Genomic DNA, 12,856 nt, shown 5'->3' on the forward strand with positions numbered 1-12,856 from the left:
GGCTTACTACTTTAGATCAACATGGCCAAACGCTCCGGTCAACTGACCATGCTTTTGGCGAATGCCGGTCTATAGCGCGAGCATGCTTATAATGCCCTGCCAATGCGGGTGACGGATTTTGTGGGAGATCTTTGATGCTGTTACGGGGCCTGACGTGGCTGGTGCTGTTCCAATTGCTCGGCACTGCGATCAATCATTTGTTCTTGCCGGTGCTGCCGGGGCCGATTGTGGGGTTGCTGCTGTTGCTGGTGTACCTCATCTGCCGCGGACAGGTCGGCGAGCCACTGAACCTGGCGGCCAGCAGCCTGCTGCGCTACCTGCCGCTGTTGCTGGTGCCGCCGGCCGTGGGCGTGATGGTCTACGCCGCTGACATCGCGGCGGACTTCTGGGCCATTGTCGGTGCGCTGGTGTTGTCGCTGCTGCTTTCCATGGCCTTCGCCGGGGTGCTGATGCAGCGCATGGTCAAGGGGCACGCTCGCTCCGAGGACAGCCAATGATCTTCGACTGGCACGGCGCCTGGACGTCGGTGATTCATCATCCCTTGTTTGGTATCGGCATTACCCTGGGCGCCTATCAACTCGTCCTGGCGGCATTCGAGAAAACCCGATGGATCTTTTTGCAGCCGGTGCTGGTCTCCATGTTGCTGGTGATCGGTGTGCTGGTGGGTTGCGGCCTGACTTACGCCGAGTACCGCAAGAGCACCGAGATCCTGAGCATCCTGCTCGGTCCGGCCACTGTTGCGCTGGCGGTGCCGCTTTATCTCAACCTGCGACGGATTCGGCAGTTGTTCTGGCCGATATTTACTACGCTGGTGATAGGTGGGGTGGTGGCCACGGGTATGGGTGTGTTGCTGGGCTGGTGGTTCGGTGCCGAACACATGATCCTGATGACCATGGCGCCGAAGTCGGTGACCTCGCCGATTGCGATGCTGGTGGCTGAACAGATCGGTGGCGTCGCGGCGCTGGCAGCGGTGTTCGTCTTGATTACGGGTGTGATCGGCGCGATCTTCGGCCCGAGCCTGTTGACCCATCTCGGTGTCCACAGTTCCGAGGCGCGCGGCATGGCGCTGGGCATGACCGCCCACGCGGTCGGCACGGCGGTGGCGATGCAGGAAAATGAAGAGTGCGGCGCCTTCGCGGCGCTGGCGATGAGTTTGATGGGCGTGGCCACGGCGGTGTTACTGCCGTTGGCGGTGTCGATGGTGGTGTAAGGAAATGTCTATGAGTCTGCCGCTTTTTCCGCTCAACACAGTGCTGTTTCCCGGTTGCATCCTCGACTTGCAGATTTTCGAGGCGCGTTACCTGGACATGATCGGCCGCTGCATGAAACAGGGCGGCGGTTTCGGCGTGGTGTGCATCCTCGACGGCGAAGAAGTCGGAATCGCCCCGGCCGGCTACGCGCTGGTGGGCTGTGAAGCACTGATCACCGATTTCAAACAGCAGGACAACGGCCTGCTGGGGATTCGGGTCCAGGGCGGTCGGCGCTTTCACGTTTTGCGTACCGAAGTGCAGCGCGATCAGTTGACCGTGGCCGAGGTCGAGTGGCTGGAAGATGAGCCGGAGCAACCGCTGCAAGACGAGGACGCCGATCTGGTGGCGTTGCTCAAGGCCTTGGCTGAACACCCGATGGTCGAAGCCTTGAACATGGGCACCGAAGCGACCGGGCAACAGTCGCTGGCCAATCAGTTGGCGTACCTGTTGCCATTTGCCGAACTGGACAAGATCGACCTGTTGCAACTTGATGATCCGCAGCAGCGACTGGATGCGATCCAGGCATTGTTGGATGAGTTGCAGGGTGAGTTGTTTGCTTAATTATTTTGTTCTAATTTCAAAGCTTAAAGTTCTTGTGGTGGTGAGTTGATTTATTTAAGTTCTCCGTGTGCCCCAGGTTTGGGGTTAATAGTAACAAGGAGGGTTTGAATTATGAGTAATAATGTTGTTGAAGTGAGGTTGGTTCATTCCTCGCAGGAGAAAGAATCTTATTTCATTGAGACCATTGTCTGGCGTCAAATAGGTGATGAGTTGATTAAGATCAATCCGGCTGCCAGGTATGTTGACGTCAGGGATAAGGTAGACAAAGAGCTTAATGCCGTATTCCGAGAATATTATGGGCGCTTGGATAAATACCTTGAGAAGCACGCTGAAGACTTTGTGAATGAGCTTCCGCTTTAGAATTAAACATTTATTGTTTCAGGTTGATGGGTCGCTTCAAAGGTTAAAAGCCAAATAATTACTAGTAAAAATAATCCCGATCATTGCGATTGGGATTATTTTTTTGGGGTTAAGTGGGTGTGCGGTGTAAGTAACTAATTTAATAGGCATATCTCAATATCGTATGCGGCAAATGCCGCAACACGAAGAATCCGAACAATGCCGCCAGTGCCGGCAACAGCAACCACCAGACTTTCGGCGGCATGGCATTGAGTGGTGCCTGACGCTGACTCAGCCACAAACTTGCTGCACATACACAAGCCGCCAGCATCGCCCCGGCCAATACGTCCGTCGGCCAGTGGGCACCGAGGTATACGCGGGAGAGGGAGATGGCCAGCGCTGGCAAACAGCCCACCAGCAACCAAGTCAAGCGCATACGCGGCGGTTGTTCGCGGCCGGCGAGGACGGCGAGGGTCAGGAACAGTGCGAAGGAGCCAGATGCATGACCGCTGGGCATGCTGTAGCTGGTCAGCGGGTCGGTCAACACTTCGGGGCGCACGCGGGCGAAAAAGTACTTGGTCGCGGTATTGGCCAGTGCCGTGAAGAGCAGCGTGCTGCCCGCGAAAATCGCGTGCCGCCATTGCCGCATCAGCAGCAGCAAACCGGTCAGCAGCGCACTGAACAGCAGCATGTTGCGGAATTCACCGATCAGCGTGAATACCACGGCCACTTCATCGAGCATCGGGCTGCGGTGTTCCTGTACCAACGTCATCAGCCCTTGATCGAGGGCGGTCAGGTGCGAGTAACCGATAAACAGCCCCGTCAGAATCAGCAAGCTCATTCCGGTAATGAACAACGTCGCGCGGCGATGCCGGCGCAGGCTGCTGGTCGCGCTCAAGCCGACCATCACTGCAATGCTGCCGGCAACAACCCCGGCCTGGAGCCAGAAACCTTCGGGCAACGGCAAGCGGATTGCCGCGCCCGTGGCCCAGCCAGGCAGCAGATAAGCCACCGACCAACCCGCGCCGGCCAACAGGCTGACAGCGAAGAAGCGTGGGAAAGGCATGTCGCACATTCCGGCCACCATCGGCAGCATTGGCCGCAGGGGGCCGATAAAGCGCCCGACCAGCAGGCTGGCGATGCCGTAGCGCTGGAAGTATGACTCGGCCCCGGCGATCCATTCCGGATGATGGCGCAAGCCCGGCAGGCGCCGGATGTTCTGATGGAAGTGCCGCCCCAGGAAATACGAAATGACGTCGCCCAGTACCCCGGCGACGAACCCCAGCAAGAGCGTCTCACTGAGCGTCAGCGCGCCACTGCCTGCCAGTACCGCCACGGCGAACAGCAACACCGTGCCGGGAACGATCAGCCCGGCAATCGCCAGGCATTCCACAAAGGCCACGATGAATACCGCTGCTGCCAGCCATTGCGGGTTGACCGCCAGCCATCCGGTCACGCTATCGAGCCATGGGCCCATAAAAACCACTCCATCAAATGTTCAATTGCTTCCAGGGGATAAGTGCAACGTTGAATACGCCACTGACCCCTGTGGGAGCGGGCTTGCCCGCGAATAGGCCCTTTCAGTCGATATTGAGGTCGCCTGACACTGCGCCTTCGCGGGCAAGCCCGCTCCCGCAGGGGATTTCTGTTTGCATCAAGTCTGAGTCAATTTCAGGACAGCACAAAATAATCGCGACCTTCGACTTGCCCGCGACGCAGCGGGTTCCGCGTGCAGTAAGCCGCGTAGGTTCCGTCGACGAAGCGGTACATCAAGTGTTCATCGCGTCCGTGGGGGATGCCCAGGCGCGTGGTCTGGATGATGTGGGCGGGCGTCTGGCCGACGTGCTCCACCAGCAGCACTTCATGGTCGAAGCGTTTGGCGTCCCACACCGGCACTTTCAGGCCCAGCGCCTTGCAGAGCAGGGTTTGCCCGGCGCAGAGCTTTTGTGACGGGCGAGGGTGGCCCTGGGCATCGGGATTGTTCAACAGCATCTGTGCCAGGCTGGCCGGCCCGCTCAGTTCATCGACCCACGGATAGGCGGACTTGATCAGCACGGCGTTGCCGGGCCCTTGGGCGCTGAAATTGAGTGAATCGCCGCCCCGGGCGTAATACATATAGATGTGGCCGCCATCCAGAAACAAAGCCTTACGCTTTTCTGTGTAGCCGAGGGACGCGTGGCTACCCTTTTCTGCGCAGTAATAGGCTTCGGTTTCGATGATCCGGGCGCTGAGCCACAGGTCGCCAACCCGATGGCGAATGACTTTGCCCAGTAAATCCCGGGCCAGAATTTGCGCGTCACGGTCGAAAAACGCGTCCGGGAGGCCCGTGGGCAGGTTCGCGGCGGACGCTCGAACAGTCAGATTGGACATGATGACCGGCATTTGTCAGGGCTGAATGAGTCGTGATGATAACAATTTGCAGCTTAATCCCGGCTGAACGTCGGCAAATACCCCTCCATTTCGACCATCCGCCCGTCACCGCTGTTAGTCCCGGGACGCGACAGCTATAATCTGCCGCTTTACTCTTTACCAAGACCTAATCAAAGACCACGCCAGACCATGACTGAGTCCGTTCTTGACTACATGACCCGCCTGGGTCGCGCTGCTCGCGAAGCTTCCCGCGTGATCGGCCGTGCCAGTACCGCGCAGAAGAACCGCGCCCTGCAGGCCGCCGCCAACGCGCTGGACGCTGCCCGCGCCGAGCTGGCGGCGGCCAATGAACAGGATTTGGCCGCCGGTCGCGCCAATGGTCTTGAGCCGGCCCTGCTCGAACGCCTAGCGCTGACCCCGGCGCGTATCGACGGCATGATCGTCGGCCTGCGTCAGGTTGCAGCCCTGCCGGACCCGGTCGGCGCGATCCGCGACATGAGCTTCCGTCCGTCCGGTATTCAGGTCGGCAAGATGCGCGTGCCATTGGGTGTGATCGGAATCATCTACGAGTCGCGGCCGAACGTGACCATCGATGCCGCGAGCCTGTGCCTGAAATCCGGTAACGCGACCATCCTGCGTGGCGGCTCCGAGGCGATTCATTCCAATCGCGCCATCGCCGCCTGCATTCAGCGCGGCCTGGCCGAGGCCGATCTGCCGGCCGCGGTGGTGCAAGTGGTCGAAACCACCGATCGCGCTGCCGTCGGCGCGCTGATCACCATGCCTGAGTACGTCGATGTCATCGTGCCGCGCGGCGGCCGTGGCCTGATCGAGCGCGTCAGTCGTGACGCCCGTGTCCCGGTGATCAAGCACCTGGACGGCATCTGCCACGTTTACGTGAGCGAGCACGCCGACCTGGCCAAGGCCCAGCGCATTGCGTTCAACGCCAAGACTTACCGTTATGGCATCTGCGGTGCCATGGAAACGCTGCTGGTGGATCAAACCGTTGCCAAGGATTTCCTGCCGGCCATGGCTGCGCAGTTCCGCGAAAAAGGCGTCGAACTGCGCGGTTGCGAACGCACCCGGGCGATCATCGAAGCCGTACCGGCCACCGAGGAAGACTGGAGCACCGAGTATCTGGCGGCGATTCTGTCGATCCGCGTGGTCGACGGGCTCGAACAAGCCATCGAGCACATCAACCATTTCGGTTCCCATCACACCGATTCGATTGTCAGCGAACACCAGGGCGACACCCGGTGTTTCGTGGCTGAAGTCGACTCCTCGTCGGTGATGATCAATACCCCGACATGCTTCGCCGATGGCTTCGAATACGGATTGGGTGCCGAGATCGGCATTTCTACTGATAAGCTGCACGCCCGCGGCCCGGTGGGCCTCGAAGGACTGACCTGCGAGAAGTACATCGTGGTCGGCGACGGGCAGTTGCGCGGACAGGAGCCGGCCTGACTTGGGCGACTTCGACCCGTCAGCCCCGGTCACCGCCAGCGAGCCAGCCCCTCGCCGGATTGGCGTGCTGGGCGGAACGTTCGACCCGGTGCATATCGGCCATTTGCGCGGTGCGCTGGAAGTCGCCGAAACACTCGCGCTCGATGAGCTGCGTCTGACACCCAGTGCCAGGCCGCCCCATCGGGACAAGCCGCAGGTGTCGGCAAAAGACCGTCTGGCGATGGTCGAGTGCGCGGTGGCCGGTGTGGCGCCGTTGGTGGTGGACGCCCGCGAATTGCAGCGGGACAAACCGTCCTACACCATTGATACCCTGGAGCTGATGCGCGCCGAACTGGCCGTATCCGACCAGGTTTTTCTGCTTTTGGGCTGGGACGCTTTTTGCGGCCTGCCCACTTGGCACCGCTGGGAAGAGTTGCTCCAGCATTGCCATATCCTGGTGTTGCAACGCCCGGATGCCGACAGCGAACCGCCGGATGCCTTGCGCAACCTGCTGGCAGCGCGCTCGGTGAGCGACCCGCTGGCCCTCAAAGGGCCGAGCGGACAGATTGCATTCGTCTGGCAGACACCGCTCGCGGTATCCGCCACCCAGATCCGTCAACTGCTGGCCAGCGGTAAGTCGGTACGTTTCCTGGTGCCCGACGCGGTCCTGGCCTACATCGATGCGCACGGACTCTACCGTGCGTCGAACTGAATAGGAGTGCCTCAAGGCACGTGGCAACAACGTGTATTGAAGCGCCCGAACAAACGAGCAAAACGAGTTTTATATGACGAGCAACAACGAAAGCAAAGTAAAACGCAAAGGCACATTCAAGAGTGCCCCGCTGCCGGAAAAGGTCCTCGCCGCCGAGCCGCCTAAAGGCGACGAGCTGGTCAAGATCGCCGTAGCCGCCCTGGAAGACGTCAAGGCCCAGGACGTGCTGGTGATCGATGTTCGCGACAAGCAGAGCATCACTGACTACATGATCATCGCCACCGGTACCTCCAACCGCCAGATCGGCGCGATGCTGGACAAGGTCCGCGAGGCCGTCAAAGCCCTGGGCATCAAGCCGCTGGGTGAAGAAGGCAAGGGCGACAGCGACTGGGTGCTGTTGGACATGGACGACGTGATCGTCCACATGATGACCTCCAACGCCCGTCAGTTCTACGACCTGGAGCGTCTGTGGAAAGGTGCCGAGCAGAGCCGTGCGGCCGATGGCAAGCACCACAGCCCTGAAGTTGGTCACGAGCACTTCAACAAGCTCAACAAAGACCAGGAATAAGGGAACGCTGTGCGACTGCGACTGATCGCCGTCGGTTCACGCATGCCCAAATGGGTGGAAGAAGGCTGGCATGAATATGCCAAGCGTCTTCCGTCCGAGCTGGCGCTGGAACTGGTGGAAATACCGCTCAATACCCGTGGCAAGAACGCCGACGTGGCCCGTTTCATCCGTCAGGAAGGCGAAGCCATGCTGGCCAAGGTCGGGCCGAACGAGCGGATTGTCACTCTCGAAGTCCATGGCAAGCCCTGGAGCACCGAGCAACTGGCGGTCGAGCTCGATCGCTGGCGGCTGGACTCGCGTACGGTCAACTTCATGGTCGGCGGCCCCGAAGGGCTGGCGCCGGAAGTCTGTGCCCGGGCCGACCAGCGCTGGTCGTTGTCGCCGCTGACCTTGCCGCACCCGCTGGTGCGGATCCTGATCGGCGAACAGATGTACCGTGCCTGGACCGTGCTGTCCGGTCACCCTTACCACAAGTAGTTCTGCCCTCATGTCCCAGCCGATCCGCATCAAGGACCACGAAAAAGACGCCCGTCTGGTGCGTGGCCGCGTCGTGTTCGGGGCCATTGCAGTGGTGGCGCTGATCGGGGTGCTGATCGCGCGTTTGTATTTCCTGCAGGTGATCCAGTACGAGTACCACTCGACACTCTCGGAAAACAACCGCGTCCATGTGCAGCCGATTCCGCCGCCCCGCGGGCTGATTTTCGATCGCAACGGTGTCGTCATTGCCGACAACCGGCCCAGTTTCAGCCTGAGCATGACCCGCGAGCGCTCTGGCGATTGGCAGCAAGTGCTTGATGTGATCGTCCAGGTTCTGGAGCTGACGCCTGAAGATCGGGTGGTTTTCGAGAAACGCATGCGCCAGGGGCGTCGGCCGTTCGAGCCGGTGCCGATCCTGTTCGAGTTGACCGAAGAGCAGATCGCGCGAATTGCCGTGAACCAGTTCCGCCTGCCAGGCGTGGAAGTGGTCGCGCAACTGGTCCGTCACTATCCGCAGGGTGCGCATTTTGCGCACTCGGTGGGTTACATGGGGCGGATCAACGAGAAAGAGCTGAAGACTCTGGATCCGGTGAGTTACAGCGGCACCCATCAAATTGGTAAAACCGGCATCGAGCGTTTTTACGAGCCGGAGTTGCACGGCCAGGTGGGTTACGAGGAAGTCGAGACCAACGCCCGGGGCCGCGTACTGCGGGTGCTCAAGCGTACCGATCCGATTCCCGGCAAGGACATTGTCCTGAGCCTGGACATCAAATTGCAGGAAGCCGCCGAAGCTGCGCTCGGTGGTCGTCGTGGCGCGGTGGTAGCGCTGGACCCGAAAACCGGCGAAGTGCTGGCGATGGTCAGCCAGCCGAGTTTCGACCCGAACCTGTTCGTCACCGGCATCAGCTTCAAGGCCTATTCCGAGCTGCGCGACTCCATCGACCGGCCGCTGTTCAACCGCGTACTGCGTGGCCTGTACCCGCCGGGTTCGACCATCAAGCCCGCGGTGGCGATTGCCGGTCTGGATGCCGGCGTGGTGACGGCGTCGACCCGAGTGTTCGACCCCGGTTACTACATGCTGCCCAACTACGATCACAAGTACCGAAACTGGAACCGCACCGGCGATGGTTTTGTCGACCTCGACACGGCGATCATGCGTTCCAACGACACCTACTTCTATGATCTTGCCCACAAGCTGGGGATCGATCGGTTGTCGTCGTACCTGTCCAAGTTCGGTATCGGCCAGAAGGTTTCCCTGGACATGTTCGAGGAATCACCGGGTCTGATGCCTACCCGCGAATGGAAGCGCGCGACCCGCCGCCAGGCATGGTTCCCGGGCGAAACGCTGATTCTGGGGATCGGCCAGGGCTACATGCAGTCGACTCCGTTGCAACTGGCCCAGGCCACTGCATTGGTGGCCAACAAAGGCATCTGGAATCGTCCGCACCTGGCCAAGACTATCGAGGGCGTGAAGCCGGTGGATGAGAATCCGATGCCGGACATCATCCTGCGCGACCCGTCGGACTGGACCAAGGTCAACCATGGCATGCAGCAGGTTATGCATGGTGCCCGTGGTACGGCGCGCAAAGCCTCGATCGGCGCGCAATACCGAATCGCCGGCAAGTCGGGTACGGCCCAGGTGGTCGCGATCAAACAGGGTGAGAAGTATGACCGTTCCAAGGTTCAGGAACGCCATCGCGACCACGCCTTGTTCGTCGGCTTCGCGCCGGCCGACGACCCGAAAATCGTGGTCTCGGTGATGGTCGAGAACGGCGAGTCCGGTTCCGGCGTCGCAGCTCCCGTGGTGCGTCAGGTCATGGACGCCTGGCTCCTGGACCAGGACGGTCGGTTGAAGCCCGAATACGCCAGCCCTATCAGTGCAGAGGCTACCGCCCGTGATGAATAACTTCGATCGCATGCTCTCCAGCGAGGATGTGATGCGCCGCCGTGCGACGCTGCTGCAACGCCTGCACATCGACGGCCCGCTGCTGATCCTGCTGTTGACCCTCGCCGCCGGCAGTCTGTTCGTGCTGTATTCGGCCAGCGGCAAGAGCTGGGATCTGCTGGGCAAGCAAGCCACTTCGTTCGGCATCGGCCTGGTGTCGATGATCGTCATCGCCCAGTTCGAGCCGCGATTCATGGCGCGCTGGGTGCCGCTGGGCTACGTGGTCGGGGTGATGCTGTTGCTGGTGGTGGACATCATGGGCCACAACGCGATGGGCGCCACCCGCTGGATCAACATTCCCGGGGTGATCCGCTTCCAGCCCTCGGAGTTCATGAAGATCCTGATGCCGGCGACCATTGCCTGGTATTTGTCCAAGCGCACCTTGCCGCCCCAGCTCAAGCATGTGGGCGTCAGCCTGATGCTGATCGGTGTGCCGTTCATTCTGATCGTGCGGCAACCGGACCTCGGCACTTCGCTGCTGATCCTGGCCGGCGGCGCTTTCGTGCTGTTCATGGGTGGCCTGCGCTGGCGCTGGATTCTCAGCGTGCTGGCCGCCGCCGTTCCCGTGGCGATTGCCATGTGGTTCTTCATCATGCACGACTACCAGAAGCAGCGAATCCTGACGTTCCTCGACCCGGAGAGCGATCCGCTCGGTACCGGCTGGAACATCATCCAGTCCAAGGCCGCCATCGGCTCCGGCGGTGTGTTCGGCAAGGGCTGGTTGCTGGGCACCCAGTCGCACCTGGACTTCCTGCCGGAAAGCCATACCGACTTCATCATTGCCGTAATGGGTGAAGAGTTCGGCCTGGTGGGGATCTGCGCGCTGTTGCTGATCTACCTGCTGTTGATCGGCCGCGGCCTGGTGATTACCGCCCAGGCGCAGACATTGTTCGGCAAGTTGCTCGCGGGCAGCCTGACCATGACGTTTTTTGTTTATGTTTTCGTCAACATCGGTATGGTCAGTGGCCTGTTGCCGGTGGTGGGGGTGCCGTTGCCTTTCATTAGCTACGGAGGAACTTCGCTGGTGACGCTACTGTCAGCGTTTGGGGTTTTGATGTCGATCCATACCCATCGCAAGTGGATCGCGCAGGTTTGAATAAGGTGAAATTTTCAATGCAAGTAATGCGTGGCTGGGCGACTCGATACGCGCCATGGGTCGGCCTGGTAAGCATCCTTGGCACTATGCAGGAAGCGTTGGCCGGCGACTACGAAGGTTCACCCCAGGTGGCCGAGTTCGTCGGTGAAATGACCCGCGACTACGGTTTCGCCGGTGAACAATTGATGGGCGTGTTCCGCGAGGCCGAGCGCAAACAGTCGATTCTGGACGCCATCTCGAAGCCCGCCGAACGGGTCAAGCAGTGGAGCGAATATCGCCCGATGTTCATCACCGATGCGCGCATCGCCCGGGGTGTGGATTTCTGGCGTCAGCACGAAGCGGTGTTGGCCCGTGCCGAACAGGAATACGGCGTGCCGGCCCAGGTGATTGTCTCGATCATCGGCGTTGAAACCTTTTTTGGCCGTAATACCGGAAATTTCCGGGTGATCGATGCCTTGTCGACCCTGGGTTTCGACTATCCTCCCCGTGCCGAGTTTTTCCGCAAGGAATTGCGTGAGTTCCTGCTGCTGGCCCGCGAAGAGCAGGTCGATCCGTTGACGCTCAAAGGCTCCTACGCCGGCGCCATGGGATTGCCGCAATTCATGCCGAGCAGTTTCCGCGCCTATGCGGTGGATTTCGACGGTGATGGCCATATCAATATCTGGACCAACCCGGACGATGCCATCGGCAGTGTCGCCAGTTACTTCAAGCGTCATGGCTGGGTCGCCGGCGAACCGGTGGTCAGTCGCGCCGATGTTCGTGGCGATCAGGTCGACGAAGGCTTGACCACAGGAATCGAACCGACGAAAACCGTCGGGGAGTTGCGAGCCCTGGGGTGGTCAAGTCATGATGCGCTGCGCGATGATATGCCGGTTACTGCGTTCCGCCTGGAAGGCGACAATGGCTCCGAGTACTGGATGGGCCTGAAGAATTTTTACGCGATCACGCGATATAACCGCAGCGTGATGTACGCCATGGCCGTACATCAACTGTCTGAACAGCTGGTCCAAGCACGGGGCGTCAAGTAATGCGGGCATTGCCTATCAATAAACCCCTGAAGCTGATGGCATTCGCCGCGCTGGCAGTGCTGGTCGCCAGTTGTTCGACCAGCCGCGCGCCGGCCCAGAAGACCAGCACCGCCGCTGTGCGCACGACGCCGGGGCTGGACATCAACCGGGCCCACAAGGATGGCGCGCCATGGTGGGATGTCGATGTTTCGCGTATCCCGGACGCCACGCCGACCCTGCACACCGGCCCGTACAAGGCCAACCCGTACACCGTGCTGGGCAAGACCTACTTCCCGCTGCAAGAGTCCAGGACCTATGTGCAGTCGGGTACGGCGTCCTGGTACGGCACCAAGTTCCACGGTCAGAACACCGCCAACGGTGAAGTGTATGACCTGTACGGCATGAGTGCCGCGCACAAGACATTGCCACTGCCAAGTTACGTCCGGGTGACCAACCTGGACAACAACAAGAGCGTGATCCTGCGAGTCAACGACCGCGGGCCGTTCTATTCGGACCGGATCATCGACTTGTCCTACGCTGCCGCCAAGAAACTCGGTTACGCCGAAACCGGCACCGCGCGGGTCAAGGTCGAAGGCATCGACCCGCAGCAATGGTGGGCTGCCAAGGGCCGTCCGGCACCATTAATGCTCAACGAACCGAAAGTCGCGCAGAATAGCGCCCCGGTGATCACGGCTTCGGCCGGCACCGTTGAACAATGGACGCCGCCGCCGCAGCAACACGCCGCCGCGGTGGTGCCGGTGCAGCTTGATGCAAAAAAAAACGCTTCTGTACCAGCCTCTGGCCAGTATCTGCAGGTGGGCGCGTTCGCCAACCCGGACGCTGCAGAACTCCTGAGATCGAAGCTCAGCGGGATGGTGAGCGCTCCGGTGTTCATCAGCTCGATCGTGCGCAATCAGCAGACCCTGCATCGGGTTCGCCTGGGCCCGATCGGATCGCCGGGTGAAATCCAGCAGGTACAGAACAGTGTGCGGCTGGCCAACCTTGGCTCACCAAGTGTGGTCACAGAGTAAGCAGTACGTAGAACTTGATTGACGATTCACCAGCGATTGGGGGGTGAATCAGGTTGTTGG

14 protein-coding genes are annotated in these 12,856 nt (G+C 60.5%); 12 read left to right on the forward strand and 2 right to left on the reverse strand.

Annotation, left to right across the window (positions count from 1 at the left end; genetic code table 11):
• The first annotated feature begins 134 nt into the window (after positions 1 to 134).
• The 4 genes from PMI34_RS07245 to PMI34_RS07230 all read left to right on the forward strand — a co-directional run bounded on the left by PMI34_RS07245 (position 135) and on the right by PMI34_RS07230 (position 2,171).
• Positions 135 to 497, forward strand: coding sequence for a CidA/LrgA family protein (locus PMI34_RS07245; RefSeq protein ID WP_008052355.1), 363 nt, complete (start codon positions 135 to 137; stop codon positions 495 to 497).
• A complete protein-coding gene (locus PMI34_RS07240) occupies positions 494 to 1,210 on the forward strand; it encodes an LrgB family protein (RefSeq protein ID WP_008052356.1) in 717 nt (238 codons plus the stop codon). The genes PMI34_RS07245 and PMI34_RS07240 overlap by 4 nt, the downstream gene beginning before the upstream one ends.
• A 10-nt stretch (positions 1,211 to 1,220) precedes the next feature.
• Positions 1,221 to 1,811 (forward strand): LON peptidase substrate-binding domain-containing protein, encoded by a 591-nt coding sequence (locus PMI34_RS07235; RefSeq protein ID WP_007998442.1) that lies wholly within the window; start codon positions 1,221 to 1,223, stop codon positions 1,809 to 1,811.
• A gap of 111 nt (positions 1,812 to 1,922) precedes the next feature.
• Entirely contained in the window at positions 1,923 to 2,171 is a 249-nt protein-coding gene (locus tag PMI34_RS07230; RefSeq protein WP_008052357.1) for a hypothetical protein, read from the forward strand.
• A 139-nt stretch (positions 2,172 to 2,310) separates the two neighbouring features.
• Here PMI34_RS07230 and PMI34_RS07225 read toward each other — a convergent pair whose 3' ends face one another.
• Together PMI34_RS07225 and PMI34_RS07220 are read right to left on the reverse strand one after the other, a co-directional pair.
• Positions 2,311 to 3,627 (reverse strand): bifunctional DedA family/phosphatase PAP2 family protein, encoded by a 1,317-nt coding sequence (locus PMI34_RS07225; RefSeq protein ID WP_008052358.1) that lies wholly within the window; start codon positions 3,625 to 3,627, stop codon positions 2,311 to 2,313.
• Positions 3,628 to 3,821: 194 nt separating this feature from the next.
• Positions 3,822 to 4,520 carry a DNA-3-methyladenine glycosylase gene (locus PMI34_RS07220; protein WP_032829803.1) on the reverse strand — a complete coding sequence of 233 codons (699 nt, stop codon included), beginning with the start codon at positions 4,518 to 4,520 and terminating at the stop codon, positions 3,822 to 3,824.
• A 189-nt stretch (positions 4,521 to 4,709) separates the two neighbouring features.
• On the opposite strand from PMI34_RS07220, the gene PMI34_RS07215 reads away from it, so the two are divergent.
• The 8 genes from PMI34_RS07215 to PMI34_RS07180 all read left to right on the forward strand — a co-directional run bounded on the left by PMI34_RS07215 (position 4,710) and on the right by PMI34_RS07180 (position 12,796).
• Entirely contained in the window at positions 4,710 to 5,981 is a 1,272-nt protein-coding gene (locus PMI34_RS07215; protein ID WP_008052374.1) for a glutamate-5-semialdehyde dehydrogenase, read from the forward strand.
• Between the two features lies 1 nt (position 5,982).
• Entirely contained in the window at positions 5,983 to 6,672 is a 690-nt protein-coding gene (gene nadD / locus PMI34_RS07210; protein ID WP_008052375.1) for a nicotinate-nucleotide adenylyltransferase, read from the forward strand.
• A gap of 73 nt (positions 6,673 to 6,745) precedes the next feature.
• A complete protein-coding gene (rsfS, locus tag PMI34_RS07205) occupies positions 6,746 to 7,240 on the forward strand; it encodes a ribosome silencing factor (protein ID WP_007975896.1) in 495 nt (164 codons plus the stop codon).
• A gap of 9 nt (positions 7,241 to 7,249) precedes the next feature.
• Entirely contained in the window at positions 7,250 to 7,717 is a 468-nt protein-coding gene (gene rlmH, locus PMI34_RS07200) for a 23S rRNA (pseudouridine(1915)-N(3))-methyltransferase RlmH (protein WP_008052376.1), read from the forward strand.
• A 10-nt stretch (positions 7,718 to 7,727) separates the two neighbouring features.
• Complete coding sequence (gene mrdA / locus PMI34_RS07195) at positions 7,728 to 9,623, forward strand: penicillin-binding protein 2 (RefSeq protein ID WP_008052377.1); 1,896 nt, start codon at positions 7,728 to 7,730, stop codon at positions 9,621 to 9,623.
• A 31-nt stretch (positions 9,624 to 9,654) separates the two neighbouring features.
• Positions 9,655 to 10,758 (forward strand): rod shape-determining protein RodA, encoded by a 1,104-nt coding sequence (rodA, locus tag PMI34_RS07190; RefSeq protein ID WP_050562109.1) that lies wholly within the window; start codon positions 9,655 to 9,657, stop codon positions 10,756 to 10,758.
• 17 nt (positions 10,759 to 10,775) lie between these two features.
• Positions 10,776 to 11,786: a lytic murein transglycosylase B gene (gene mltB / locus PMI34_RS07185; RefSeq protein WP_008052379.1), complete on the forward strand. Its 1,011-nt coding sequence runs from the start codon at positions 10,776 to 10,778 to the stop codon at positions 11,784 to 11,786.
• Entirely contained in the window at positions 11,786 to 12,796 is a 1,011-nt protein-coding gene (locus PMI34_RS07180) for a septal ring lytic transglycosylase RlpA family protein (protein WP_008052380.1), read from the forward strand. The genes mltB and PMI34_RS07180 overlap by 1 nt, the downstream gene beginning before the upstream one ends.
• Positions 12,797 to 12,856 lie beyond the last annotated feature (60 nt).

Source organism: Pseudomonas sp. GM74 (assembly GCF_000282455.1).
Lineage (GTDB): Bacteria > Pseudomonadota > Gammaproteobacteria > Pseudomonadales > Pseudomonadaceae > Aquipseudomonas.

Bases quoted from the DNA above. Each gene is read 5' to 3' on its own strand.
- PMI34_RS07245 (WP_008052355.1), top strand. From the start codon at position 135: ATGCTGTTACGGGGCCTGACGTGGCTGGTGCTGTTCCAATTGCTCGGC.
- PMI34_RS07240 (WP_008052356.1), top strand. From the start codon at position 494: ATGATCTTCGACTGGCACGGCGCCTGGACGTCGGTGATTCATCATCCC.
- PMI34_RS07235 (WP_007998442.1), top strand. From the start codon at position 1,221: ATGAGTCTGCCGCTTTTTCCGCTCAACACAGTGCTGTTTCCCGGTTGC.
- PMI34_RS07230 (WP_008052357.1), top strand. From the start codon at position 1,923: ATGAGTAATAATGTTGTTGAAGTGAGGTTGGTTCATTCCTCGCAGGAG.
- PMI34_RS07225 (WP_008052358.1), bottom strand. From the start codon at position 3,627: ATGGGCCCATGGCTCGATAGCGTGACCGGATGGCTGGCGGTCAACCCG.
- PMI34_RS07220 (WP_032829803.1), bottom strand. From the start codon at position 4,520: ATGTCCAATCTGACTGTTCGAGCGTCCGCCGCGAACCTGCCCACGGGC.
- PMI34_RS07215 (WP_008052374.1), top strand. From the start codon at position 4,710: ATGACTGAGTCCGTTCTTGACTACATGACCCGCCTGGGTCGCGCTGCT.
- rsfS (WP_007975896.1), top strand. From the start codon at position 6,746: ATGACGAGCAACAACGAAAGCAAAGTAAAACGCAAAGGCACATTCAAG.
- mrdA (WP_008052377.1), top strand. From the start codon at position 7,728: ATGTCCCAGCCGATCCGCATCAAGGACCACGAAAAAGACGCCCGTCTG.
- rodA (WP_050562109.1), top strand. From the start codon at position 9,655: ATGCGCCGCCGTGCGACGCTGCTGCAACGCCTGCACATCGACGGCCCG.
- mltB (WP_008052379.1), top strand. From the start codon at position 10,776: ATGCAAGTAATGCGTGGCTGGGCGACTCGATACGCGCCATGGGTCGGC.
- PMI34_RS07180 (WP_008052380.1), top strand. From the start codon at position 11,786: ATGCGGGCATTGCCTATCAATAAACCCCTGAAGCTGATGGCATTCGCC.